This window comes from Streptomyces sp. NPDC091387, assembly GCF_044756945.1.
Classification (GTDB): domain Bacteria; phylum Actinomycetota; class Actinomycetes; order Streptomycetales; family Streptomycetaceae; genus Streptomyces.
In genome coordinates this window covers 461,977-475,708 of the sequence record NZ_JBIVTZ010000001.1, presented here as the reverse complement: position 1 = coordinate 475,708, position 13,732 = coordinate 461,977, and the positions used below count along the sequence as shown (strand labels likewise).

Sequence of the window (13,732 nt, the reverse complement as noted above, 5' to 3'; positions counted from 1 at the left end):
AATGCTGGCACAGGACCTGCTGGCGGCCCTCGCCCACGAGGACGTCACCGCCGTCGCGGCGGACCGCACGGCCCTGGACATCGCCGACCCGGCCCGCGTCCGGGAGGCCTTCGCCGCGCACCGCCCCGCGGTCGTCGTCAACTGCGCCGCCTGGACCGCCGTCGACGACGCGGAGAGCCAGGAGGACGCGGCCCTGCGGGTCAACGGCACCGGCCCCGCCGTCCTCGCCGCGGCCTGCCGCGAGCAGGGCACCGTCCTCCTCCACGTCTCCACCGACTACGTCTTCGCCGGGGACGGCGGCCTGCCCTACGGCGAGGACGCCCCCACCGGCCCGCGCACCGCCTACGGACGCACCAAGCTGGCGGGCGAACGCGCCGTCCTGGAGACCCTCCCCGACACCGGTTACGTGGTGCGCACCGCCTGGCTGTACGGGGCGGGCGGCGGCAACTTCGTCCGGACGATGATCAGGTTGGAGGGCGTCAAGGACACCCTCGACGTGGTGGACGACCAGCGCGGCCAGCCCACCTGGACCGTCGACCTGGCGGCACGGCTGGTCCGGCTCGGCCTGGCCGCGCTCGACGGCACCGCCCCGGCCGGCGTCTACCACGGCACCAGCGGCGGCGAGACGACCTGGTGCGGCTTCACCAGGGAGATCTTCCGGCTGCTGGGCGCCGACCCGGCACGGGTCCGCCCGGCCACCAGCGCGGCCTTCGTACGGCCCGCCCCCCGCCCGGCGTTCAGCGTGCTCGCGCAGCGGCGCTTCGCGGCGGCCGGGATCGAACCCATCCGGGACTGGCGCACGGCCCTGGGCGAGGCGTTCCCCGCCCTGCTCGCCGCGGAACGCCCCTGATCAGCGCCCGGCCCTGCTGAGCACCGGTTCGCCCGCCCGCATCGCGGCGGGCGGCGGACCGGCCGTCCGCAGCCGCGCGTAGTACGCCTCGCACTCCGCGTACGAGGGAAGCAGCCCCTGCTCCTCCGCCTCGGCCAGCGAAGGGGCCGCCGCGTCCTTCCCCGACAGCAGCGGGGCGATGCCCCGCGGCCAGTCGATGCCCAGCTCCGCGTCGAGCGGATCGATGCCGTGCTCACGCGTCGGCGCGTACCCCTGCGAGCAGAGGTACAGGACGCACGCGTCGTCCGTCAGCGCCATGAAGGCGTGGCCGAGCCCCTCGGCGAGATAGACCGCCCGATGGCCGCTGTCGTCGAGACGGACCCCCTCCCACCGCTTGTACGTGGGAGAGCCGGCCCGGATGTCCACGATCACGTCGAGCACCGCGCCGCGCACGCACTTCACGTACTTCGCCTGGCCCGGCGGCACGTCGGCGAAGTGGATCCCGCGCAGCGTGCCCAGGGCCGACGTGGAGAAGTTGGCCTGCGCGAGCCCCAGCGGGTGCCCCTGCGCCGCATCGAGATCCGAGGCCCTGAACCACTCGTGGAAGCTGCCGCGGCTGTCCGTGATGACCTCGGGCTCGTGCACCCAGGCCCCTGGAACGGAGAGCTGGCGCATGCGATCACGTCCTTCTTCCTGGAGATTCCCGCATTCCGTCGGCGGTGAAGCCGATATTCGCTGCAACGAGACGCGGAGCACTCCGGACACGCCGCGGCACGGATCCGGATGAACCGGGGTCCACGGGGCGGAACGCCCACGCGCCGATTCCGGCGCTCGCGTAGATTGCGGATTCCGATCGAGGCCGACCACGGGGGATACGCGTGTCAGGGGCAAGGCAGGGCGTCACGGAGGCCCGCAGGATCGTGGTCAAGGTCGGTTCCTCCTCCCTCACCACAGCCACCGGCGGCCTCGACGCGGACCGTGTCGACGCGCTCGTCGACGTGCTCGCCAAGGTGCGCAGCGGCGGTGAGCGGGAGGTCGTCCTGGTCTCCAGCGGTGCCATCGCGGCCGGACTCGCCCCGCTCGGACTGCACCGCAGGCCCAAGGACCTGGCCAGGCAGCAGGCCGCCGCCAGCGTCGGCCAGGGGCTGCTCGTCGCCCGCTACACCGCCTCCTTCGCCCGCTACGGCGTCCGCGTTGGCCAAGTGCTCCTCACCAGCAACGACACCAGCCGCCGCGCCCACTACCGCAACGCCTACCGCACCCTGGACCAGCTCCTGGACATGGGCGCGCTGCCGATCGTCAACGAGAACGACACCGTCGCCACCGACGAGATCCGGTTCGGCGACAACGACCGGCTCGCCGCGCTCGTCGCCCACCTGGTCCGCGCCGATCTGCTGATCCTCCTCTCGGACGTGGACGGCCTCTACGACGGCGACCCGAGCATCCCCGGCACCACCCGCATCGCCGAGATCACCGGCCCCGCCGACCTGGCCGGGGTCAGCATCGGCAGCGCGGGCAAGGCGGGCGTCGGAACCGGCGGCATGGTCACCAAGGTCGAGGCCGCCCGGATCGCCACCGCCGCCGGCATCCCGGTCGTGCTGACCTCGGCGAGCCACGCGGCGGACGCGCTGGCCGGCCGCGACACCGGTACGTACTTCCACCGCACCGGACGCCGCACCACGGACCGGCTGTTGTGGCTCGCCCACGCCTCCACCCCGCAGGGCTCGCTGACCCTGGACGACGGCGCCGTGCAGGCGGTCGTCGAGCGCCACAGCTCGCTGCTGCCGGCCGGGATCGCCGCGGTCGAGGGCGAGTTCGCCGCGGGCGACCCGGTGGAACTGCGCGATCTGCGCGGCCGGCCGGTGGCCCGCGGGCTCGTCAACTTCGACGCCAAGGAGATCCCGCAGCTCCTCGGCCGCTCCACCCGCGACCTGGCGCGCGAGCTGGGCCCCGCCTACGAGCGCGAGGTCGTACACAGGGACGATCTTGTCGTCCTGCACAGTTGACCGCCCCCTGAAACGGCTGAAAGTCCAGCCTCTGGGCAGAGACCTTCACGAAAACCGCCACACGCCGGGCCGCGGACTGGTCCACTTTGTAGCGGGGACACTGCGGGGTACACAGCACAGCAACACATTCACAGGAGGCCGCCGGTGAGACGAGCGCGCCCGGGGGCGCCGCCCCGAGGAACGGGTGGCCGCGCCCTGACCAGCGTCGGAGCAGGTACCGATTTCGACGGGAGGAGGTCCGCGGACCTCAGGGACGAGCGGCCGGCCGGGGCCGAACAGACGGCGGTGAGCCAGGAGCTGACCCAGTCGAAGCTGTGGCACATCACGCTCTGCGTCTCCGGCGGCGAGATTCCGCTGAAGGAGGTCAGACGCGGGCTCGAACAGCTCGCGCACGACCATCCCTTCCTGCTGACCAGCCGGTACGCCAACGACCACGCGGAGATCCGCTACTGGGAAGAGGCCCGCGATCTGCACGACGCGGCGGCGGTCGCCCTGCGGCTGTGGGGCGAGCACCGCTCCAGCGCCGGTCTGCCGCCGTGGGAGATCGTCGGTCTGGAGGTCATCGACCGCGAGACGTACCACCAGCGCATCGCCGAGGGCTACGGGCCGCCCCCGGCCGCCCCGGTCGGTGTGCACCCGTACTGACCCGGCGGCCGGGGGCGGCCGGCGACTGTCTCGCATCACGGGATACGTGACGGATGCCCGCAGTGTGCGCACTACTCTGCGGGCATGACCACGCTTTCGCCGTACGACAACATGTCCCCGGTCGCCCAGGCCGCCTACCGGGCACGCTCCGCGGCCGCCGACATCGCGCCGCTTCCCCGCGCGGCGAAGGACGACGCGCTGCTGGCGATCGCGGACGCGCTCGAAGTACGGACGAGCGACATCATCGCGGCCAACGCCGAGGACGTGGCGCGCGCCCGCGAGGCCGGGACCAGCGAGTCGGTCGTCGACCGGCTCACCCTGAACCCCGAGCGGATCCGCGCCATCGCCGCCGATGTCCGGGACGTGGCGGCGCTGCCCGACCCGGTCGGTGAGGTGGTGCGCGGCTCGACGCTCCCCAACGGCATCGATCTGCGCCAGGTCCGGGTACCGCTCGGCGTGGTCGGAATCATCTACGAGGCCCGGCCCAATGTGACGGTGGACGCCGCCGCCCTCTGCCTGAAGTCGGGCAACGCGGTCCTGCTGCGCGGTTCGTCCTCCGCCCACGCGTCCAACAAGGCGCTGGTCCGGGTCCTGCGTGACGCGGTCGGCGGCTCCGGCCTGCCGGCCGACGCGGTCCAGCTGGTGCCGGGCGAGAACCGCGACTCCGTACGGGAGCTCATGCGGGCCCGCGGCCTGGTCGACGTGCTCATCCCGCGCGGCGGCGCCTCCCTGATCCGCACCGTCGTCGAGGAATCCACCGTCCCGGTGATCGAGACCGGTACCGGCAACTGCCATGTGTACGTGGACGCGCAGACCGACCTCGACATGGCCGTCGCGATCCTGATCAACTCCAAGGCGCAGCGCCCCAGCGTCTGCAACGCGGCCGAGACGCTCCTGGTCCACAAGGACGTCGCCGACGCGTTCCTGCCGCGCGCCCTGGACGCCCTGGCCGAGGCCGGTGTGACCGTGCACGGCGACGAACGGGTCATGGAGCACGCCGAGGGGTCCAAGGCCACCGTGGTGGCGGCGACGCCGGAGGACTGGGAGACCGAGTACCTCTCGTACGACATCGCGGCCGCCGTCGTGGAGTCGCTGGACGCGGCCGTGGCGCACATCCGGCTCTGGTCGTCCGGCCACACCGAGGCGATCGTGACCACCTCGCAGGCGGCGGCCCGCCGTTTCACCCAGTTGGTGGATTCGACGACGGTGACCGTGAACGCCTCGACGCGTTTCACCGACGGCGGCCAGTTCGGCTTCGGCGCCGAGATCGGGATCTCCACGCAGAAGCTGCACGCCAGGGGCCCGATGGGGCTGCCGGAACTGACCTCCACGAAGTACATCGTGACCGGCGACGGACATGTGAGGTGAGCTCGGGATGCGCCGAATGTGCGGTCTCCCTGCCCAAAACGACCCTCCAGGGCTAGGCTGAAGCCGTGCCGGACGACGTGGGGGGCAGGCCGTTCCCGAACGGCTGGGAGCCCGACGACGACCGCGGGGGCGCGGACGAGGACTTCGCCTCCGTGGTGTTCGACGAGGACTTCGTACAGGCCGCCACCTTCCATGAGCCGACCGCCGTCGAGCGGCTGTCGGCGGCCGCGGAGGCGCGCGCCGACGCGGAGGCCTCCCGTGCCCGGTCCGGCGGCGGACCGCTGGACGACGACCTCTACGACGACGGCTACGGTCCGCGCGGCGGGTACGGCCGCGGGAGCGCCTACGACGACGGTCCCGGCGCCGACGGCGACGACTACGACGACGGCCCCTACGGGCGCCACGGCGGCGCCCTGCGCCCCTACCGGGGAGCCGCCCGCTGGCACCGGCCGGTGGCCTGGCTGCTCGCCCTGGTGATGGGCATCGGCATGGTCGCGCTGGCCTTCAGCGCCGTCTACCGCAACACCTCGGGCGACCGGCAGGACCAGGTCCCGCCGCCGGCCACCACCGGGGTGGACAGCGCCCCGGCGGCCTCCTCCGCGGTCCCGTCGGTCTCGGGCAGCTACCTCCGCCCGGTGGTCTCCGCGGCCCCGCGCACGCCCTGACGCGGACCCGTTCCCGTAGCCCCGTACCTCCGGATGCGCCCGGCTCTCCCTAGCCGGGCCGCCAGGGTCCGTCTGTGTCCGCTTGTGCCTGCCTGCGCCCGGCTGTGCCGGCCTGTGCTGACGTTTCCCGGCGGAGTTCGGGGGCAGTTCTCCGCCCGCCCCCGCGTTTACGTTCGTCGTAATCGACCTACTCTCAAGGTATGACCCCTCACCTGCTCGAAGAGGGGGCTCCTCACTTGCCCGGACATGCCCCCGCATGACGGGCAGGCCCTGCCCAGGCCGTCCGGCCGCGGCGGGGGCGCACCGCACCGGCCTCCGGTCGGTGACGTGGAGTCGGGAGACGTCATGGCAGACCACGGAGACCCGCCCGAAGGCCCGGCGGAGAACAATGCGAGCGGCGGCGAGGACGAGTACCGCTCGCTCGTCTTCGACGAGTCCTTCGTCCGGGCCGCCCGGCTTCAGGAGTTCTCCGCCCAGGAGCGCATGGGGGAGCACGCCCGTGCCGTACGGAGCCTGCCGAGCCGGACCCTGCGCACCGGCTCCCGGGCCGCGCTCGCCCTGGTCGTCCTGATAGCCCTCGCCTTCGGCACGGCCGTCTTCATGGGCTTCCGCCACCCCTACCAGGCCCCCGTCGGCAGGCGGGCCGAGCCGCTGCGGATGACCTTCGTCCCCCTGGCGCCGCGCGGCGCCGTACCCGCGGGCACACCGGCCGGTCTGTTCGCGAGCAGCCCCGCCGCCCTCTACCCGAAGGGCGGCGAAGGCATCAGTCCTCCGGTGGCCCGGCGGACGGACAACTTCTCGGTGAGCCAGGTGGTCGCCGCCCTGGCCACGGTCAAGAACTATCTGGTGGCCTCCTCGCTCGACCCCGACGTCCTCGGCGGCAACACGGTGCGGCCGGTGGAGTCACTGCTCGACCCGGACCAGATGGCCCAGTTCGAGCGGAGCATGAACGAGCCGTACGACGACGGGCAGCACGCCGCGACCGGCTGGCTCGTGCGCTTCGACCCGGCCCAGGTCGCCCCCGCCCCGGAGATCCGCGTCCGGGGCACGCTGCGGTACGCGGAAGTGGGCTCCGACGCGCTGGAGGTGGTGTCGGACCACACCTTCACCTACGCGCTCCGCCCGGCCGTCTCCGGCCCCCAACAGGCCGATGGCGCATCGCTTTTCACCGTGCGGCGGGAGCTGCGCTTCCGGCTCGACCGGGAGGATCTGCGGCTGGGCCGGCTGGAGGTACGGACCAGCTACGTCCAGGCCGGGCCGCAGTCCTGCACGGTCGACACCAGCGGTGCGCTGCGGCCGCTGCTCGCCGGCCGGCGAGCGGTCTCCCGGGGCCCGGCGGGCACCGACCCGTACGAGACGAGCCGGCCCGCCGCCGCGCTGTGCGGGACGCTGGAGGTCAGCTCCCTGCCGACCCGGGCTCCCGCGGCCCCTCAGGGTCCTCGGGGTTCCGGGGCTCCTGCGAGCCGTTCGTAGCGTCGCCCTTGCCGGTGCCCGCGCCGCCGCCCCCGCCGGTGAACTTGTCACGGAGCTTGCCGCCCAGATCGCCGGCGCCGCCCGCTATGTCGCCGACCAGCTTCATCAGCGGGTCCTTGCTGCCGCGCACCGAATCGGCGTAGTGCGAGGCGGATTCCCTGAAGGCGTCCGTGACCGAGGTGTCCTTGTCCTCGTCACGACGCGGGTAGTGGCCGTCCATGATCCGCTGGTAGTCGCGGGTCTCCGACCACTTCTTCAGCTCGGCCGCCCGGACCGTGGTGAACGGGTGCGAACGGGGCAGCACATTGAGGATCTTGAGCACGGAGTCGCGCAGGTCGCCGCCCTTCTCGTACTCGTCTGCCTGGGCGAGGAAGGCGTCCACGTTCATCTCGTGGAGGTGGTTGCCTCCGGCGATCTTCATGAGCCCGCGCATCGAGGCCTGCAGATCCTGGCCGACCAGCAGCCCGGCCCGGTCGGCGGACAGCTCCGACTTGCGGAACCACTCGCGCAGCGCCGTCACGATCGCCATGATCGCGACGTTGCCGAGCGGGATCCAGGCCACCTTCAGGGCGAGATTGGTGAGGAAGAGCAGGATGGTGCGGTACACGGCGTGACCGGAGAGGGCGTGTCCCACCTCGTGGCCGACGACCGCCCGCATCTCCTCCTCGTCGAGCAGCTCCACCAGGCCCGTCGTCACCACGATGATCGGCTCGTCGAGACCGATGCACATGGCGTTGGGCTGGGGGTCCTGGTTCACGTACATCGGCGGGACCTTCTCCAGGTCCAGGATGTAACAGGCGTCCCGCAGCATGCTGTTGAGATGGGTGAACTGGGCGTCACTCACCCGGACGGAGTCCGACAGGAAGAGCAGTCGCAGACTGCGCTCCGGCAGCAGGCCGCTCAGCGCCTTGAAGACGGTGTCGAAACCGCTCAGCTTCCGCAGGGCGACCAGGGCCGAGCGGTCCGCCGGGTGCTCGTACGCCCGGGACGAGATTCCCGGAAAACGCCTGCGCTGCCTGCTCGGCACGTTCTCGTGACTCTCGTGGCTGCTTTCGGTCATGAATGGGCCCCCTGTTCGTACGAGACGTCGCTCGCCCCCTGACAAATCCCAGCCTAGGTGCTGGCGCTACGGTGTGCGGGGGGCTGTGGATAACTGAGGAGACGCCCGACATGCCGCACACCGTTGCTCTGCTCGCCGCCGCATCCGAAGAGCAGGGACCGGGCAACACGCTCCGCATCGTGCTGCTCGTCTCGCTGGTCGGAGCCGCGCTGCTGGCCTGGTTCCTGCTGCGCGGATACCGCAACGACGACACCAACGACTGAGTCGGCGTGAGCGTGCCCGGGGCTCCCGCATACGATGTCCGCGACGTCTTCCCACCGACTCCCGATCGATAGGTCCTGCCGAAGATGAGCCTCACGAGCACCGCACACCAGCTGGTCACCGTCGCCGCCGAGGGCGCCGAGCACGGCGGCAACCACGAAAGCCTCAGCCCGTATCTCACCGGCGGCGGCGCGTTTGTCGCGCTTTTCCTCCTTCTGTGGATCACCACGCGCTTCAACCGCGACCGCTGAGGCCGAGGCGTACAGCTGTGCCAGTAGGCTCTGCACGCATGGGAGAGCAGGAAGTGCCTACCGGCCCCGGAAAGCGCCGAATCGGCGTGATGGGCGGGACGTTTGACCCGATTCATCATGGACACCTGGTGGCGGCCAGTGAAGTGGCCGCCCAGTTCCGCCTCGACGAGGTGGTCTTCGTCCCGACCGGGCAGCCGTGGCAGAAGAGCCACAAGCAGGTGTCCGCGGCCGAGGACCGGTATCTGATGACGGTCATCGCGACGGCGTCCAACCCGCAGTTCTCGGTCAGCCGCAGCGATATCGACCGCAACGGCCCCACGTACACGATCGACACCCTGCGGGACCTGCGCGCGGTCCACGGGGACGCGGACCTCTTCTTCATCACCGGCGCCGACGCGCTGTCCCAGATCCTCACCTGGCGGGATGCCGACGAGCTGTTCTCGCTGTCCCACTTCATCGGCGTGACGCGGCCGGGGCATGTGCTCACGGACGTCGGTCTGCCGGAGGGCGGTGTCTCTCTCGTGGAGGTTCCCGCGCTGGCGATCTCCTCCACGGACTGCCGTGGGAGGGTCGCCGAGGGCGATCCGGTCTGGTACCTGGTGCCGGACGGTGTGGTCCGCTACATCGACAAGCGCCAGCTTTACCGCGGCGAATGAGCCACGTAGAGGGGCACCGGTGAACGACCGACAGAATCCGTACGACCCGTACTACCAGCAGCCGCAGATCGTCGGCTACGACGAGTACGGGCAGCCGGTGTACCAGCAGCCCGGACAGCAGCAGTACGACCCGTACGGGCAACAGCAGCATCAGCAGGCGCAGCAACAGCAGACTCAGCAACACCCGGGGCAGCAGGCGCCCCAGACGGACCAGGGCTACGGCTACGACCCGTACGCCCAGCAGCAGCAGCAGCAGCAACAGCAGCAACAGCAACAGCAACAGCAACAGGGCCTGCCCCCGCAGCAGTACGACCCGTACGTCGCCCAGCAGCACCAGCCCCAGCAGCACCAGGCCCCGCAGCAGGGTTACGGCTACGACGGCTACGCCTACGACACCGGGCAGCAGCCGGCCGCGGTCGACACCACTCAGCAGTGGAACGTCCCGCAGCAGGCTCCGCCTCCCGCTCCCGCACCGGCTCCCGCCCCTGTCCCACCGCCGCGGGACCCCGCTCCGGCACCGGACGCGGAGCCGGAGGCAGCCGTCCCCGGGCAGCGCCGCGGCGACCGCGACTACGGTACCGAGCAGTTCTCCTTCATCGAGGAGCCCGACGAGGACTCCGAAGACGTCATCGACTGGCTCAAGTTCACCGAGAGCCGCAGCGAGCGCCGGGAGGAAGCACGGCGCCGCGGCCACAACCGGATGGTCGCGCTGATCGTCGTGGTGGCCCTGGTCGTGGTCGGCGGCGTGGGTTACCTGTGGTCCGCGGGCAAGCTCCCCGGTTTCTCCGCCTCGGAGAAGGAGGACACCGCGACGACCGGTCCGCAGCGGCGGGACGTCATCGTGGTCCACCTCCACAACACCAAGGGCGGCGGTACGTCCACGGCGCTGCTCGTCGACAACGTCACCACCAAGCAGGGAGCCACGGTCCTGCTCCCCAACTCCCTCGCCGTCTCCGACGAGGACGGCAACACGAGCACGCTCGGCAAGTCGGTCGAGGACGACGGCACCACCGGTACCCGGGAGTCCATCGATACGCTGCTCGGCACCGAGATCAGCGGCACCTGGCGGCTCGACACCCCGTACCTGGAGAACCTCGTCGACCTGGTCGGCAACATCGATGTCGACACCGACACCGATGTGCCCGATGCCAAGAAGGGGGCCTCGCCCCTGGTGAAGAAGGGCAAGGCGCAGACGCTCAGCGGCCCGATGGCCGTCGCGTACGCCACCTACCGCGGCCCCGACGAGGCCGAGGCCAAGCAGCTGACGCGGTTCGGTCAGGTCATGCGCGGAGTGCTGCGGAAGATCTCGGACGACCCGAAGGCCGCCACCGTCACCGTGCAGACGCTGGCCCAGATCCTCGACCCCTCGCTCCCCGAGAAGGACCTCGGCGTCTCCCTGGCCAAGCTCGCCGAGCACGCCAAGGTCGGTGACTACAAGACGGCACTGCTGCCGGTCCAGGAGGACGGCAGCCTCACCGACTCGGCCGCGGACAGCGTCGTCAAGGACATCCTGGGCGGCACGGTCAAGGCCCCGGCGGCGGACGCGGCGGTGCGGGTCGCCATCAGGAACGCCACCGGCAGCGAGCGCGGCACGGAGTCCGCCCGGATCAGGCTGGTCAATGGCGGCTACGCCTTCGTCAACGGCGGGAAGACCGGTGCCGTGGCCTCCTCCGAGATCCTCTACAAGGACGCCGCGGGCAAGGAGAAGGCGACCCAGGTCGCCAAGACCCTCGACCTGCCGACGAGCGCGGTGAAGAAGGGCACGCCGGCCGGGAACGCGGACGTGTCCGTCACCATCGGACAGGACTACAAGCTCGACTAGACAGGCCAGGCCGATGTGATCGGCCGGATCGGCTGTGGGGTGGCTGCGGGATGGTTCCGGAGCCGCCCCACAGCCGTTCCCGGGCCGGCCCGCAGGCCTTTCCGGCGCCGACCGCGGTGGTCCCGGGGCTGTCGCGGGCGGTGCCGGGCGGCCTCTGAACGATCTTCGGACAATGGCTGCGTGGGCTGTCGGCGGTCCGTGAGACCCTAGAGGTCGATCTGCCCGCCGACGAAAGCCTGCTTGTGACCGCCACGGACCGCTCCATCGAGCTCATCAACGCCGCCGCTCAGGCGGCCGCCGACCGGCTCGCGCACGACATCATTGCGTACGACGTCAGCGATGTGCTGTCGATCACGGACGCCTTCCTGCTGGCTTCGGCCCCCAACGACCGCCAGGTCAAGTCGATCGTCGACGAGATCGAGGAGCAGCTCCAGAAGGAGCTCGGCGTCAAGCCGGTCCGCCGCGAGGGTGACCGCGACGCCCGCTGGATCCTCCTCGACTACGTCGACATCGTCATCCACGTCCAGCACAGCGAGGAGCGCGTTTTCTACGCTCTGGAGCGCCTCTGGAAGGACTGCCCCGAGATCGCTCTGCCCGAGGATGCCGTGAAGACCCGCGGCAAGGCCGAGGAGCACGCACAGCTCACCGGTGGCACGGAAGGTGACCAGAGCTGAACGGCAGCCAAAGCGGCAGGGGCCGCAGGATCGTCCTCTGGCGACACGGCCAGACGGCGTGGAACCTGGAGCGCCGGTTCCAGGGCTCCACGGACATCGAGCTGACCGAGGCCGGCGTCGGACAGGCCCGTCGGGCCGCCCGGCTGCTCGCCTCGCTGAAGCCGGACGCGATCGTCGCCTCCGATCTGCGGAGGGCCGCGGCCACGGCCGCCGAGCTCGCCGCGATCACCGGTCTCGGCATCGAGCACGACCCCGGTCTGCGCGAGACGTACGCGGGCGCGTGGCAGGGCCTCACCCACGAGGAGATCGTGGGCCGGTTCGGCGATCAGTACGCGGCCTGGAAGCGCGGCGAGCCGGTGCGGCGCGGCGGCGGTGAGCTGGAGACCGAGGTCGCCGACCGGGCCGCTCCTGTCGTGCTCGCACACGCCGACAAGCTGCCCGACGAGGGCACGCTCGTCGTCGTCAGCCACGGGGGCACCATCCGGACCACCATCGGCCGGCTGCTGGGCCTGGAGTCACACCACTGGGAAGGGCTCGGCGGGCTGACCAACTGCTGTTGGTCGGTGCTGGGCGAGGGCGCGCGGGGCTGGCGTCTGCTGGAGCACAACGCGGGCACGCTGCCCGAACCGGTGCTCGGCGACGACGACTGACCGGGTGTCCGCACAGTGCCCGGACGGCGCCTGCGGGCGGCGTCGGCCTGATTTCACTTTCCGGCTGGTCACAGGCTAAAGTTCTTCTTGTTCGCAGCGCGGAAACGCAGGGAAACACAGCGGACAGCGGGGCTATAGCTCAGTTGGTAGAGCGCCTGCATGGCATGCAGGAGGTCAGGAGTTCAATTCTCCTTAGCTCCACAATCAAGATCCCGTCCCCGTCAGGGGGCGGGATCTTCTTGCTGGACCGGAGTGGAGTCGGGCCGTTGGGCCGGGGCGGTGCCGGAGCCTGCGGACGCCTCTCGCGGACACACTTCCCGGCGGGCGCGCAGCGCGGCCATCTGCTCCTCGCTCTCCCGGTCGGCCGGCGTGTAGGCGACGATCCGGCACTCCGGCAGCCCGTTGACGGAGAGCGACACCGATGTCATCCGTATCTCCGAGGACGCCGCGCAGTGCCGGAAGGTCTTCACCCGGGGGCCGGGCGGGGCGACGTCCCCGCTGCGCCACAGCCGGGCGAAGTACGGGCTGGCCGCGGACAGGTCCGCGACGAACGTCTCCCAGGCGGGCTCGCCCGTATGGCGTCCGTAGCCGCCCCGCAGGGTCGCCACCATGAGCGGCAGCTCCCGGGTGCGGTGAACGACCGGGCAGTCCTTCTCGGGCACCGTGAACAGCGCCCACAGGACATTGCGGATCCCGGTGGCCATCATTTCCGGCACTCCGAAGAGGTCCCGGTAGGCGGGGTTGGTGGCCAGTACGTCGTACCGCGTGTTGTAGACGACCGCCGGGCGCGGGTCGAGCGCGTCGATGATGCCCTGGACCTCCTGCCCGACCTCGATCGTGTCGCACTGCCTGCCCGGGATGTAGGCCACCTCGGCCAGGTGGTAGAGGTGCTCGCGCTCCGAAGGGTCCAGCCGGAGGGTGCGGGCCACCGCGTCCAGGACCTGCGCGGAGGCGTTGATCGGACGGCCCTGCTCCAGCCAGGTGTACCAGGTGACCCCGACGCCGGAGAGCTGGGCGACCTCCTCGCGGCGCAGGCCCGGGGTGCGGCGACGGAACCCCGGCGCCATGCCCACGTCGGCCGGTGTCACCCGGGCCCGGCGGCTGCGCAGGAAGTCGGCGAGCTCCGGCCGCCGGCCGTGCTGCGGCCCCCGCCTGTTCTGCCTCGCCCGTTCCCGAAGCACCGGTTCCTGAAGCACCGGTTCCTGAAGTAACTCTTCCTGCTGGGCCGCTTCCTGCCGGGCGGGTCGGCCCGGTCGCTCCTCTGTTACCCGATGTCGTGCCGTCACCGTCGTCACGCCCCCCATCGTCGGTGCTCCTCCCGGGTGCTGCCAGGTGCTGCCAGTACCAGCATCAGCGGGCTCTCGTTACCCGT

15 protein-coding genes and 1 tRNA gene are annotated in these 13,732 nt (G+C 71.2%); 13 read left to right on the top strand and 3 right to left on the bottom strand.

Annotated features, from left to right (window positions below; translation table 11 throughout):
• The first annotated feature begins 1 nt into the window (after position 1).
• Positions 2–850 (top strand): dTDP-4-dehydrorhamnose reductase, encoded by an 849-nt coding sequence (gene rfbD / locus ACIQM0_RS02355; protein ID WP_401283382.1) that lies wholly within the window; start codon positions 2–4, stop codon positions 848–850.
• On the opposite strand, the gene ACIQM0_RS02350 is transcribed toward rfbD, so the two are convergent.
• The gene (locus ACIQM0_RS02350) at positions 851–1,504 is read right to left on the bottom strand and encodes a dTDP-4-dehydrorhamnose 3,5-epimerase family protein (protein ID WP_401282632.1); all 654 of its coding nucleotides are present in this window, start codon (positions 1,502–1,504) and stop codon (positions 851–853) included. It abuts the gene before it with no gap.
• 245 nt (positions 1,505–1,749) lie between these two features.
• On the opposite strand from ACIQM0_RS02350, the gene proB reads away from it, so the two are divergent.
• From proB to ACIQM0_RS02325, 5 genes are all read left to right on the top strand, one after another.
• Complete coding sequence (proB, locus tag ACIQM0_RS02345) at positions 1,750–2,835, top strand: glutamate 5-kinase (RefSeq protein WP_363031432.1); 1,086 nt, start codon at positions 1,750–1,752, stop codon at positions 2,833–2,835.
• Between the two features lie 144 nt (positions 2,836–2,979).
• Complete coding sequence (locus ACIQM0_RS02340; RefSeq protein WP_401282629.1) at positions 2,980–3,480, top strand: hypothetical protein; 501 nt, start codon at positions 2,980–2,982, stop codon at positions 3,478–3,480.
• Positions 3,481–3,564: 84 nt separating this feature from the next.
• Positions 3,565–4,848 carry a glutamate-5-semialdehyde dehydrogenase gene (locus ACIQM0_RS02335; RefSeq protein WP_363031424.1) on the top strand — a complete coding sequence of 428 codons (1,284 nt, stop codon included), beginning with the start codon at positions 3,565–3,567 and terminating at the stop codon, positions 4,846–4,848.
• Positions 4,849–4,913: 65 nt separating this feature from the next.
• On the top strand, positions 4,914–5,513 hold the full coding sequence (locus ACIQM0_RS02330) for a hypothetical protein (RefSeq protein ID WP_401282626.1): 600 nt from the start codon (positions 4,914–4,916) through the stop codon (positions 5,511–5,513).
• Between the two features lie 345 nt (positions 5,514–5,858).
• Positions 5,859–6,986, top strand: coding sequence for a hypothetical protein (locus ACIQM0_RS02325; protein ID WP_401282624.1), 1,128 nt, complete (start codon positions 5,859–5,861; stop codon positions 6,984–6,986).
• Here ACIQM0_RS02325 and ACIQM0_RS02320 read toward each other — a convergent pair.
• Complete coding sequence (locus ACIQM0_RS02320; RefSeq protein WP_401282621.1) at positions 6,910–8,046, bottom strand: M48 family metallopeptidase; 1,137 nt, start codon at positions 8,044–8,046, stop codon at positions 6,910–6,912. The two genes, ACIQM0_RS02325 and ACIQM0_RS02320, sit on opposite strands and share 77 nt — an antisense overlap.
• 110 nt (positions 8,047–8,156) lie before the next feature.
• Between ACIQM0_RS02320 and ACIQM0_RS02315 the strand changes: the two genes are divergently transcribed.
• The 7 genes from ACIQM0_RS02315 to ACIQM0_RS02285 all read left to right on the top strand — a co-directional run bounded on the left by ACIQM0_RS02315 (position 8,157) and on the right by ACIQM0_RS02285 (position 12,561).
• On the top strand, positions 8,157–8,309 hold the full coding sequence (locus ACIQM0_RS02315; protein WP_401282618.1) for a hypothetical protein: 153 nt from the start codon (positions 8,157–8,159) through the stop codon (positions 8,307–8,309).
• An 84-nt stretch (positions 8,310–8,393) separates the two neighbouring features.
• Entirely contained in the window at positions 8,394–8,558 is a 165-nt protein-coding gene (locus ACIQM0_RS02310) for a hypothetical protein (protein ID WP_363031420.1), read from the top strand.
• A gap of 38 nt (positions 8,559–8,596) precedes the next feature.
• Positions 8,597–9,214 (top strand): nicotinate-nucleotide adenylyltransferase, encoded by a 618-nt coding sequence (nadD, locus tag ACIQM0_RS02305; protein WP_363031419.1) that lies wholly within the window; start codon positions 8,597–8,599, stop codon positions 9,212–9,214.
• 19 nt (positions 9,215–9,233) lie between these two features.
• On the top strand, positions 9,234–11,036 hold the full coding sequence (locus ACIQM0_RS02300; RefSeq protein ID WP_401282614.1) for an LCP family protein: 1,803 nt from the start codon (positions 9,234–9,236) through the stop codon (positions 11,034–11,036).
• Between the two features lie 242 nt (positions 11,037–11,278).
• Positions 11,279–11,710: a ribosome silencing factor gene (rsfS, locus tag ACIQM0_RS02295; protein WP_024494266.1), complete on the top strand. Its 432-nt coding sequence runs from the start codon at positions 11,279–11,281 to the stop codon at positions 11,708–11,710.
• Complete coding sequence (locus tag ACIQM0_RS02290; protein ID WP_401283380.1) at positions 11,707–12,360, top strand: histidine phosphatase family protein; 654 nt, start codon at positions 11,707–11,709, stop codon at positions 12,358–12,360. The genes rsfS and ACIQM0_RS02290 overlap by 4 nt, the downstream gene beginning before the upstream one ends.
• 128 nt (positions 12,361–12,488) lie before the next feature.
• A tRNA-Ala gene (locus ACIQM0_RS02285) sits at positions 12,489–12,561 on the top strand.
• A 20-nt stretch (positions 12,562–12,581) separates the two neighbouring features.
• Here ACIQM0_RS02285 and ACIQM0_RS02280 read toward each other — a convergent pair.
• The gene (locus ACIQM0_RS02280; RefSeq protein WP_401283378.1) at positions 12,582–13,448 is read right to left on the bottom strand and encodes a helix-turn-helix transcriptional regulator; all 867 of its coding nucleotides are present in this window, start codon (positions 13,446–13,448) and stop codon (positions 12,582–12,584) included.
• Positions 13,449–13,732 lie beyond the last annotated feature (284 nt).

Excerpts from the sequence above, each read along its gene's own strand:
- rfbD (WP_401283382.1), top strand. The coding sequence starts at position 2 with ATGCTGGCACAGGACCTGCTGGCGGCCCTCGCCCACGAGGACGTCACC.
- ACIQM0_RS02350 (WP_401282632.1), bottom strand. The coding sequence starts at position 1,504 with ATGCGCCAGCTCTCCGTTCCAGGGGCCTGGGTGCACGAGCCCGAGGTC.
- ACIQM0_RS02335 (WP_363031424.1), top strand. The coding sequence starts at position 3,565 with ATGACCACGCTTTCGCCGTACGACAACATGTCCCCGGTCGCCCAGGCC.
- ACIQM0_RS02325 (WP_401282624.1), top strand. The coding sequence starts at position 5,859 with ATGGCAGACCACGGAGACCCGCCCGAAGGCCCGGCGGAGAACAATGCG.
- ACIQM0_RS02320 (WP_401282621.1), bottom strand. The coding sequence starts at position 8,046 with ATGACCGAAAGCAGCCACGAGAGTCACGAGAACGTGCCGAGCAGGCAG.
- ACIQM0_RS02315 (WP_401282618.1), top strand. The coding sequence starts at position 8,157 with ATGCCGCACACCGTTGCTCTGCTCGCCGCCGCATCCGAAGAGCAGGGA.
- ACIQM0_RS02310 (WP_363031420.1), top strand. The coding sequence starts at position 8,394 with ATGAGCCTCACGAGCACCGCACACCAGCTGGTCACCGTCGCCGCCGAG.
- nadD (WP_363031419.1), top strand. The coding sequence starts at position 8,597 with ATGGGAGAGCAGGAAGTGCCTACCGGCCCCGGAAAGCGCCGAATCGGC.